Genomic DNA, 10440 nt, shown 5'->3' with positions numbered 1-10440 from the left:
TCCACCTCGAGGTGCGGGTAGACCTGCCAGTGGGTCAGGTAGACGAACAGCGACGCCCCGGCCAGCGCGGTCGCGGCGGGCGCCAGCAGGCGCGGGACCCGCACCGTGGGCAGCCACAGCAGCACGGCCACGCCGGCCACGATGAGCAGCTCGCGGCCCGGGTCGCCGAAGAAGCCGGCGTACGCGGCGGCCGCGGCGACGAGCACCGCGACCCGCTGGAGCGAGGTCCGTGACCTGGCCGCGGCCCAGCCCAGCGCGAAGCACCACAGGACGACGCCGGGGGTGTAGCGCTCGGTGGCCCCCGCCTCCACCCCGGTCCAGGCGTACCTCAGCGCGACCGTCGCCAGCAGGAGGACGGCGGCGAAGGCGAAGGGCCCCCTGCGCTCGACCCGGTCGAGGGCCGGGACCGCGATCAGGGCGAGCGCGCCGAGGGAGGTCCACACCAGCGCCTCGAGGAACCAGAACTGCCAGTCGAGGGTCCAGGTGTCGCTTCCCAGCAGCCCGTTGAGGAACAGCGCGGTGGGCGCGTCGTAGTCGCCGGTGACCAGGGCGACGGCTCCGATGAACAGCGAGCTCGGCACCACCACCTGGGCGATCCCGACCAGCCCGTTGCGGAGCCGGGTCGTCCGTGGCGCCTCGGAGATCTGGAACCGGGCGAAGTTGTAGCCGGCGACCGCCAGCAGCAGGTGGGCGCCACCGGCCACGGTGAACACGTTGGCGTGCGAGCCGACGATCAGCAGGATGCACAGTGCCCGCAGCGCGACCGTGATGTCCATCTGGCGGCCCCACCGGCGACTGCGGGTCCGGTCCGGCGAGGAGGGTGCGGCCAGCTCGGCGATGGTGCGCGTGTGCCAGCCGCGGGGGAGCCGGTCGAGGCGTCGTTCCAGCCGGGTCGCCAGCTCGACGTAGGACAACGAGTCACCGCCCAGGCCGACGAAGCTGTCCGCCACGGTGGCGTCGGGCCGTCCCAGCACGAGCGCGAACTCGTCGCGCAGCGACTCCGCCGTGACCGCCTGGTCCTGATCGGCCGTCGCGGGCGCGGTGACCAGTCGCGCCTGGCGCTCGAGTGCCGCGTGGTCGGGCTTGCCGGCAGGGGTCCGGGGCAGCTCGGGGAGCGTGTGGACCCGGACCGCCGAGGCCGGCAGCCCGCACAGCCCGGAGAGCTCGGCGCGCACGGTGGGGGCCGACCGGCGGCTGGTGGTGAACGCGTGCAGTGCGTCGTCGACCGCGAGGCACCTCACCTCGGCGGTCGGGACCCGGGCGGCGACGGCGCTCTCGACGCGGTCGAGGTCCAGTCGGAGGCCGAACACCTTGGCATGCCGGCTGCGCCGCCCGACGATCTCGACCAGGCCGTCGGAGATCCGGGCCAGGTCGCCGGTGCGGAGGGCGTCGACGGTGCGGCCCTCCGCCAGGTCGGCCGGCGTCTCGGCGTACCCGAGCATGACGTTGGGACCTTCGTAGACCAGCTCGCCGATGCCGGGCTCGGGGGCCTCGGCGACGGGTTCCAGACTGAAGGAACCGCCGGGGATCGCGACGCCGATGGCCTCCGGCCGGCTGGTCGCGAGATCCGCGGGCAGGTAGGCCATCCGGGCGGTGGCCTCGGTCTGGCCGTACATCACCACGAAGTCCCAGCCGCGCCGCTGCCCGAGCTCGGCCCAGGCCCGGACCCGGTCCGGGCCCAGGCGGCCGCCGGCCTGGGTGATGAAGCGCAGGCTCGGCAGGTCGCGGTCGGCGAAGCCGGAGTGGTCGAGCAGGTCGAAGGTGTAGGGCACGCCGGCGAACGACGTCGCGCTCGCGTCCTGGAAGCGCCGCCAGAAGCACTCGTCCACGACCGAGTGGTCCGTGAGGACCAGCCCGGCGCCGGTGAGGAGGTGGCTGTTGACGACCGACAGGCCGTAGCAGTAGTGCAGCGGGAGCGAGGTCGCGGCGCGGTCGTCGGGCGTGAGCCGCAGGTACGACGCGATGCTCGCGGCGTTGCTGCGGAGGTTGTCGTGGGAGAGCCGGACCAGCTTGGGTGAGCCGGTGGAGCCGGAGGTGCTCAGCAGCAGCGCGAGGTCGGGGTGCAGGTCGTGGACGCTGCCGCGGCGGCGTGGGTCGGCCAGCCACCGGCCGTCGGCCCGGCGCAGCACCACGTCCGGGTCGTAGGCCGCCACCATCTGGTCGAGCTGGGCCGGGCGGCCCTCGGGGACGAGCAGGGCGACGTGCCCGTGCTGCACGGCGGCCAGGTAGGCGGTGACGGACTCGGGGGTGTTCGTGCCCTCGATCAGGACCAGGCGCCGGGTGCCGCCGAGCACTCCGCCGGCGAGCTCGGCCGCGCGCTCGAACAGCTCGGCGTAGCTGATCTGGCCGGTCGCGGTGTGCAGGGCGGTGCGCGAGCCGTCACCGGGGAGCTGGAAGACCGGACGGGCGGGGGCACGTCGGGGGGACGGGAGGAGCAGGCTCACGGTCGCAGTCTAACTTAGGGTTGCCTAACCTAATACCCTCGGTCGTCGGTCAGCCCGGGAAGGCGACCACGCCGCCGGCGACGCCGACCTTGACGATGCTCCCGACCTCGGGTGCCTCGAGACCGATGATCCGGGCGACCAGGGCCGGGCCGTCGGGCTGGAGGTCCAGCCGGCACGCGGCGTCGTGCCCGTAGAAGCGAACCTCCGAGACCCGCGCCTCGACCCTGGCGTCGCTCGCGGCGCTGTCGAGTCGGACCTGCTCGGGGCGCACCAGCACCTCGGCGGCGCCGTCCGGGCAGGGCCGGGCGAGCGGGAGGTCGCCGAGGACGCACGTCGCCACCCCGTCGGTCACGTGCGCGGGGAGGGCGGTCGCCCCGCCGACGAACCGGGCGACGTCGGCGTCGACGGGCGAGCGGTAGAGCGTGTAGGGCGCGTCCGCCTGGATCAGGCGACCGCCCCGCATCACGGCGACCTGGTCGGCCAGCGACAGCGCCTCGTCCTGGTCGTGGGTGACCAGCACCGCCGTCGCCGAGGCGGCGCGCAGGGCGCGGACGACGGCCTGGCCGGTGGAGGCGCGCAGCGAGGCGTCGAGCGAGGAGAACGGCTCGTCGAGGAGGACGACCGTCGGGTTGGGGGCCAGCGCGCGGGCCAGGGCCACGCGCTGCTGCTGGCCACCGGACAGCTCGTGCGGGTAGCGGTCGGCGTACGACGCCGGGAGCTCGACGAGGTCCAGCATCTCGGTGATGCGGGCCGTCCGGTCCCGGCGCGAGCGCCGCCGGGACCGGGGCAGGCCGAAGGCGATGTTGGCTGCGACGTCGAGGTGCGGGAAGAGGGCACCCTCCTGCGGGACGTAGCCGACCCGGCGCGCCTGGGGGGACAGGGCGCGTCCGGCTCCGGCGACGACCAGGTCGCCGAAGCGGATCGTGCCGGACTCGGGCTCGAGGAAGCCGGCGATCAGCCGCAGCAGGGTGGTCTTGCCGCAGCCGGAGGGGCCGAGCACCGCGGTGATCGAGCTCTGCGGGACGGACAGGCGCACCTGGTCGACGGCCCGCACGGGGCCGAACGACCGGGTCACGCCGTCGAGGTGCAGGCTGCTCATCTGGCAAGTCCTTCCGCGGGGGCGGCCAGGGTCGCGTGCCGGCCCAGCAGGATCGTGGCGGGGATCGAGATCAGCACCAGCAGCAGGGCGTAGGGCGCCGCGGCTCCGTAGGCCACCGAGGAGGAGGCCGACCAGAACTCGGTCGCCAGGGTGGAGGTGTCGATCGGGGAGAGCATGAGGGTCGCGGTCAGCTCGGTGGAGACGGCCAGGAAGACCAGGGCTGCCCCCGCCCCGATGCCGGGCGCGATGATCGGAAGGGTGACCCGGCGTGCCGTGGCCAGCGGGCCGGCGCCGAGGCTGTGTGCCACGTCGTCGAGGACGAGCGGCGCCTGCTCGAGCGCGGCCCGGACGCTGACGACCGCCCGGGGCAGGAACATGATGGCGTAGGCCACGAGCAGCAGGCCGAAGGTCTGGTAGGCGGGCTGGACGACCCGGATCGAGACCGTCACCAGCGCCAGGGCCACGACGATGCCGGGCAGCGCGTTGGCGACGTAGGTGCTGCGCTCGACGGCCGTGCTGGCCAGGCTGCGGTAGCGGATGGCCAGCCAGGCGACCGGCAGGGCGAGGACCACGGTCAGCGCGGCGCCTGCGGCGCCGAGCCCCAGCGAGGTGCCGGCGGCGGCGAGCAGCTCGCCCACCGGGAACTCCGTCGAGGAGCCGACCGACAGCCAGTGCAGCAGGCTGTAGGTCGGCACGCCGACGGCGAGCGCCAGCAACGCGGCCAGCAGCCCGGCCACCGGCCACCGGGCCCGGCCGAGGCGCTGTCGCTCGACCGGCCGGGCGGCACCGTGGGCCACCCGTGAGTAGCGGCGGTGGCCCCGCAGCCGCAGCTCGGCGGTGAGCAGGAGCGCGCAGCAGAGCACGAGCACTCCGGCGATCATGTTGGCGGCCGGCCCGTTGAACGTGGAGCGGTACTGGTCGTAGATCGCGGTGGTGAAGGTCGGGAAGCGGAGCATCTGCAGTGCCCCGAACTCCGCCAGGAGGTGCAGCCCCACGAGCAGGCAGCCGCCCAGCATGGCCGGTCGCAGCTGGGGGAGGACCACCCGGCGGAAAGTGCGCCAGCGCCCGTGCTCCAGGGAGTACGCCGTCTCCTCGAGCGCCGGGTCGAGCCCGCGGAGCGACGCGACGACCGGCAGGTAGACCAGCGGATAGTAGGAGAGGGTCACGATCAGGAGCGCGCCGGCGTACCCCTCGACCGCGTGGGTGAGTGACACCCAGCCGAAGCTGTTGACGAACGCGGGTACCGCAAGGGGGGCGACGAGCAGCCCGTGCCACAGCGGCCGCCACGGGAGGTCGGTCCGCTCCACGACCCAGGCGCAGCCGACGCCGATCACCAAGCTGGCGGCCATGCAGCCGACGACCAGGCGCGTGGTGTTCCACAGCAGCTCGCCGATGCGGGGCCGCACCAGCAGGTCCCAGGCCTCGGACGGGCCGATGAGGACCGTGTAGGTGACGACGAACCCCAGGGGCACCAGCGCGAGCAGGGCCACGGCCACGCCCGAGGCCATCAGCAGGGGAGGCGTCCGCCGGGCCGTGGAGGTCTTCTGCTCCGGTCGGCCCTGCGGGGCGTCCAGGTCCCGCTGCAGGACGGGGGCGTCGGTGCTCAGAGCAGCCCTTCCTCCTGCATGAGCTCGGTCACCGGCTCGCTGTTGAGCGTGGCCACGTCGATCCGCGGCGGCTCGAGCTCGGCGAACGGCTTGACGGGTGGGTCGAGGGAGACCTCGGGGTTGAGGGGGTACTCCAGGGCGTAGGAGTCGGCGATCGCCTGCTGTCCTTCGACGCTGGCGAGGAAGTTCACGAACTCCTGGGCGTCGGACTGCTTGTCGCTGGAGGCCAGGACGCCGGCTCCGGAGACGCTCACGAACGCCCCGGGGTCCTGGTCGCCGAAGAAGTGCAGCTCGGTGTTGTCGCTGTGCTCGCCGGACTCCTTCTGGTCGCGGTACCAGTAGTAGTGGTAGGCGATCCCGGCGTCGACCTCGCCCGAGTTGACCGACTCCATGACCACGTCGTTGCCGTCGTACTCGGTGCCGTTGTCGGCCAGCCCCGACAGCCACTCCCGGGTGGCCTGCTCGCCCTCCATCTCGAGCACGGCGCTGACGATCGCCTGGAAGTCGGCGCCGGTGGGGGAGTAGGAGATCCGGCCCTCCCACTCGGGGTCAGCGAAGTCCAGGATCGAGTCGGGCATCTCCGCCTCGCTGAGCGCGTCGGTGTTGTACATCGCGACGGTCGAGCGGCCCATGAAGCCCACCCAGGTGCGGTCGCTGGGCACGTACTCCGGCGGGATCAGGTCGAGCGTCTCCTGGTCCACCTCGGTGAACAGCCCGGCGTTGTCGACCAGCGTCATGGCGGGGGAGTTCTCGGTGAGGAACACGTCGGCCGGCGAGGCGTCGCCCTCCTGCACCAGCTGGTTGGCGAGCTCGAGGTCGTCGCCGCTGCGGAGCTTGACCTCGATGCCGGTCTCCTCCTCGAAGATGGGCGCGACCTCGGCGATCAGCTCCTCGTGCTGGGCGTTGTAGACGGTGATGAAGGGCCCGTCGTCACCGCACGAGGTCAGCATCGGGGCGGTCAGCACCGCCGCGGCGCAGGCCACCAGCAGGTTCTTGCTCACGGGAATCCGATCTAGGCTCGACTGCTTAGGGTCGCCTAACCTTACCTGACCCGTTGAGTTGGGGATTCCGGTCCCCCGAGTCGGGGATCGGTGTGCAGGAGGGCGCCACGGATCCCCCACTCAACGGTCACGAATCCCCAACTCAACGAGAGGCGGCGTGGTTAACAATCGCTAACTTCGCTCGGCTAGCATGACCGACATGAGCTTCGAGCTGTCCCCCGAGCACGAGCAGTTCCGGCGCACGGTCCGCGACTTCGCCGAGAAGGAGATCGCCCCGCACGCCGGCCAGTGGGACCGCGAGCACCACTTCCCGGTCGACGTCGTCCAGAAGATGGGCCAGCTCGGCCTGTTCGGGCTGACCGCCCCCGAGGAGTACGGCGGCGCCGACGGCGACTTCACCAGCCTCTGCGTGGCGATCGAGGAGATCGGCCGGGTCGACCAGTCGATGGGCATCACCCTGGAGGCCGCGGTCGGACTCGGCATCAACCCGATCCTCACCTACGGCACCGAGGAGCAGAAGCGGACCTGGCTTCCTGACCTCGTCAGCGGCCAGACCCTGGCCGGCTTCGGTCTCACCGAGCCGGGATCCGGCTCGGACGCCGGCGCGACCAGGACCAGGGCCGAGCTGGTCGGCGGCGAGTGGGTGATCAACGGTTCGAAGCAGTTCATCACCAACTCCGGCTCCGACATCACCAGCCTGGTCACTGTGACGGCACGCACCGGTGGCGGCGGCGACGAGCGCCCCGAGATCAGCTCCATCATCGTTCCCGCCGGCACGCCCGGGTTCACCGCCGAGCCGGCGTACGACAAGCTCGGCTGGCACGCCTCCGACACCCACCCGCTGTCCTTCGAGGACGTCCGCGTGCCGGAGTCGAACCTGCTCGGGGAGCGCGGGCGGGGGTTCGCCCAGTTCCTCGCCATCCTCGACGACGGGCGGGTGGCCATCGCGGCGCTCGCGGTCGGCTGCATCCAGGCCTGCCTCGACATGAGCCTCGAGTACGCCGGGGAGCGGCAGACCTTCGGCGTCCCGATCGGACGCAAGCAGGGCCTGGCCTTCCAGATCGCGGACCTCGAGGTGATGCTCCAGTCCGCCCGCCTGCTCGTCTACAAGGCGGCGGCGATGAAGGACGCCGGGGCACCCGTGAAGGACTTCAAGCAGGCCGCGGCGATCGCCAAGCTGCACGCCACCGAGTCGGCGGTGACCGCCACCCGGATCGCCACCCAGGTGTTCGGTGGCTACGGCTTCATGGAGGAGTACCCCGTCACCCGGTTCTACCGCGACGCCAAGGTGCTCGAGATCGGCGAGGGCACTTCGGAGGTCCAGCGGATGCTGATCGCGCGGGGGCTGGGCCTGCCGGTCGAGTGAGGCTCACGTCGAGTGCATCAGCACGACGTCGCCGTGGCCGCCGTACCCCATGACGCGCTCGGCGTACTGCGTGTTCTCGAACGTGATCATCCACCAGCCGCCACGCGGGTCCGGCACGAGCTGCGGGTGCGGGATGTTCGTCGGGTACGGCGCGTCCAGGCGTCCGCGGCGCTTCCCCTCGAGATCGAACACGGGGAACTGGCGCCGTTTCCCGTCGCTGGCCAGCAACCAGGTCTCGGAGCCGACCCGGACGAAGATCGGGCCCTCGCAGCGTCTGAGGTCCTCGGCCGCGGCCACCAGCTCGAGGTCGTCCGACCACGGGGTCGCCGAGCCCTGCCCGCCGCGCGCGAGCGCGGGATGGAAGTCGAACGGATCCTGCGACGGGCTCGCGACGAACGCCGTCCACCAGTGGCCGTCCCGCAGGAGCAGGCACGGGTCCCATGTGCCGTGCCCGGTCGGCAGCGGAGAGCGCTCGGTGTCGATCACGTGCACGCCGGAGAGCAGGTCGGCCCCGGTCTCCGCGTGGCGGACGTGGATGTCTCCGGGCGAGAAGTCGCCCCACGAGCTGGTCGCCAGCAGCCAGCGGTCCCGGTGGCGGACCAGCTGGCCGGCGTGGTCACCCAGCACGAGGCCGTCGCGGCGGGTGAAGAGCTGCGACTCCAGCCGCAGGTCGCGAGGTGAGGCGGGGTCGAAGGACCACGCCGTCCAGTGCGCCTGCCGGAAGCCCCCGAGCCCGGCGCACGTCCAGGTGAGGAACTGGCGGCCGTCCCGCTCGTACGGCGACCCGTCGGCGTGCTGGACCAGGTGCGGGTCGCGCAGGCCGGTCATGCCGAACAGCCCTGCCCGCAGGGCGGATGCGGTGAGGTCGCTGGCGCTCCAGCCGTAACGGAACCGTTGGAGGGTCGTCTCGCGCCGGAGGTCGACCAGGGCCGTGACCTTGGCGCGTTCGGTGATGAGCGGCCGCCACCCGTTGCCGTGGTCGACCAGTGCGGTGACCTGGTTCTCGCACAGGGCGAAGGCGAGCCCGGCGCCCTCGCCGAGCCTGGTCTTGCGGCGTCGGAGGACCCGGCTGCGCCCGTGGATGCGCACCTCCAGGGTGACCCGCGAGGTCGCTGCGTCCCAGCGGACGAGTACGTGGTCGCCCTCCTCGGTGCCGAGGCCGAGGGCCAGGCTGCCCCGGGATGCCGCGGGCAGTCGCGCCTCGACCGCCGCGAACGGCGCCGCGGGACCGCTTGCGTGGAGGGTCAGGACCTCGCCGGACGACCCCGGCGAGACGGTGCCCACGTCCGCGGCCTCGAAGCCGGGGGCGACGAGCCCGAAGGGCCGGAACTGGTCGGTGCGGGAGAACGTGAGGTCGAAGATGGCGAACAAACTACTGGTGCCGGTCGGTCCGGCCGCCCGCGACTCCACGGCGCCCGCGGGCTGCTCGCTGTCTGAGGTTCTCCCGAAATGCGTGGACGCTCCGGTTAGCCTTTTGGGCATGGGTGAGCGCTGGGAACGGTTCGCGGGGGAGGTCGGGCGGTTCCTCGCCGTCGGCCTGCTGGCGACGATCGTCGCGCTGATCCTCTTCAACTTCCTCGTGCACGGCTTCAACACCGCCGACTTCGCCCTGCTCAACGACCAGCCCGAGCTCGCCTACCTGATCGCCAACCTCGTGGGCATGACCATCAGCTTCGGCGGCACGAAGGGCTGGGCCTTCCGCGAGCGCGAGACCAACCACCCCGACGGCGGCCTGGCCGCGTTCGTCCTGATCAACCTGGCGACCATGCTGATCCCGATGGCCTGCCTGTGGATCAGCCGGAACGTGGTCGGCGTCGACGACCCGATCTCGGACAACATCTCGGCGAACGTCGTCGGCCTGCTGCTGGCGAACACCGCGCGGTTCTTCCTGTTCCGGGAGCTCGTCTTCACCCACCCAGAACCGGTCACGGCGACCACAGATCGGTCCACGACCGACCCAGTTCCGCCGTCAGCTCGCGGACCAGTGGGAGGCTGAGGCCGACCACGTTGTGGTGGTCGCCCTCGATCCGGGTCACGAACGCTCCGCCCCTCCCGTCGACCGTGAAGGCGCCGGCCACCGACAACGGCTCACCGGTGGCGACGTACGCCGCGATCTCGTCGTCGCTGACCTCGGCGAAGTGGACCGTGGTCGAGGCGGTGGCCGCCACCACCCGTCCGGACCCGGTGTCGCGCAGGCTGTGGCCGGTGTGCAGCACGCCGGAGCGACCGCGCATGGCTCGCCACCGGGCGGTCGCGTCGGCGGCGCCGTCGGGCTTGCCGAGGGCCTGGCCGTCGAGCTCGAGGACCGAGTCGCAGCCCAGGACGAGCGCGTCCTCCGGAAGCCCCTCGCGCTCCGCGACGGCGGCGCACTTGAGCGCGGCGAGCTGCAGGGCGAGCTCGGCGGGCGGCAACCCGCTGACCCGGCTCTCGTCGACCCCGGAGACGATCACCACCGGCTCGATGCCGGCACTGCGCAGGGTCGCGAGGCGGGCTGGGGACGCAGAGGCCAGGACGAGCTGCATCCGGCGAGCGTAGGGGGTCGTCGGTTTCCCCGGCCCACCGGGGAAACCGGCACTTCTCAGCCGTTGCAACGGCCGGGAAGTGCATGGATCGGCTGAGGCGTGGGACTGGTGTGACCCGTGGGAGGCGTGCCGGCCGCCCGCCCGCTCAGTCGATCGTGACCTCGGAGACCCTCGACAACCGGGGGCGGTCGTGGCGGTTGCCCTCCACGACGCCGGTCGCCCACCACATCCGGAGTCCGCGGCCGTCGACCTCCAGGGTGGCGAGGTTGTTGTCGAACCACGGGCCCTTCAGGAAGCGCCACTCGAACGGCGCATCCGGCACCTTCGCCGACCGGGCCACGACCCGGCCCAGGGGCCCCGCCACCCCGTAGGCGAGCACCGCCACCAGGAACCGCAGGCGC

The 10440-nt window shown here is 72.4% G+C and carries 8 protein-coding genes and 1 pseudogene; 2 read left to right on the top strand and 7 right to left on the bottom strand.

The window, feature by feature from the left end:
- The 4 genes from VFN12_RS08145 to VFN12_RS08130 all read right to left on the bottom strand — a co-directional run.
- The coding region (locus tag VFN12_RS08145; protein ID WP_325118140.1) for an AMP-binding protein at nt 1-2444 on the bottom strand (2444 nt) is incomplete at its 3' end.
- Nucleotides 2445-2493: 49 nt separating this feature from the next.
- Nucleotides 2494-3543, bottom strand: a complete 1050-nt coding sequence (locus VFN12_RS08140) for an ABC transporter ATP-binding protein (protein WP_325118139.1) — start codon at nt 3541-3543, stop codon at nt 2494-2496.
- Entirely contained in the window at nt 3540-5051 is a 1512-nt protein-coding gene (locus tag VFN12_RS08135; RefSeq protein ID WP_325118138.1) for an iron ABC transporter permease, read from the bottom strand. Before VFN12_RS08135 ends, VFN12_RS08140 begins: the two co-directional genes overlap by 4 nt.
- A 95-nt stretch (nt 5052-5146) precedes the next feature.
- Nucleotides 5147-6151, bottom strand: coding sequence for an iron ABC transporter substrate-binding protein (locus tag VFN12_RS08130; protein WP_325118137.1), 1005 nt, complete (start codon nt 6149-6151; stop codon nt 5147-5149).
- A gap of 199 nt (nt 6152-6350) precedes the next feature.
- Here VFN12_RS08130 and VFN12_RS08125 point away from each other — a divergent pair, with 199 nt between their 5' ends.
- A complete protein-coding gene (locus VFN12_RS08125; RefSeq protein WP_325118136.1) occupies nt 6351-7517 on the top strand; it encodes an acyl-CoA dehydrogenase family protein in 1167 nt (388 codons plus the stop codon).
- A gap of 3 nt (nt 7518-7520) precedes the next feature.
- Here the strand turns inward: VFN12_RS08125 and VFN12_RS08120 are convergent, their stop codons facing one another.
- Nucleotides 7521-8927, bottom strand: a complete 1407-nt coding sequence (locus VFN12_RS08120; protein WP_325118135.1) for a hypothetical protein — start codon at nt 8925-8927, stop codon at nt 7521-7523.
- A 70-nt stretch (nt 8928-8997) separates the two neighbouring features.
- Between VFN12_RS08120 and VFN12_RS08115 the strand changes: the two genes are divergently transcribed.
- The gene (locus VFN12_RS08115; protein ID WP_325118134.1) at nt 8998-9513 is read left to right on the top strand and encodes a GtrA family protein; all 516 of its coding nucleotides are present in this window, start codon (nt 8998-9000) and stop codon (nt 9511-9513) included.
- On the opposite strand, the gene VFN12_RS08110 is transcribed toward VFN12_RS08115, so the two are convergent.
- Nucleotides 9443-10039 (bottom strand): nucleoside triphosphate pyrophosphatase, encoded by a 597-nt coding sequence (locus VFN12_RS08110; RefSeq protein WP_325118133.1) that lies wholly within the window; start codon nt 10037-10039, stop codon nt 9443-9445. The genes VFN12_RS08115 and VFN12_RS08110 overlap by 71 nt on opposite strands.
- A gap of 145 nt (nt 10040-10184) precedes the next feature.
- Nucleotides 10185-10440: pseudogene (locus VFN12_RS08105) on the bottom strand (hypothetical protein); the annotation flags it as partial.

Source organism: Nocardioides sp., from assembly GCF_035703625.1.
Lineage (GTDB): Bacteria > Actinomycetota > Actinomycetes > Propionibacteriales > Nocardioidaceae > Nocardioides.
The sequence above is the reverse complement of the archived record's forward strand: the minus strand, read 5'-3'. Positions and strand labels throughout refer to the sequence as shown.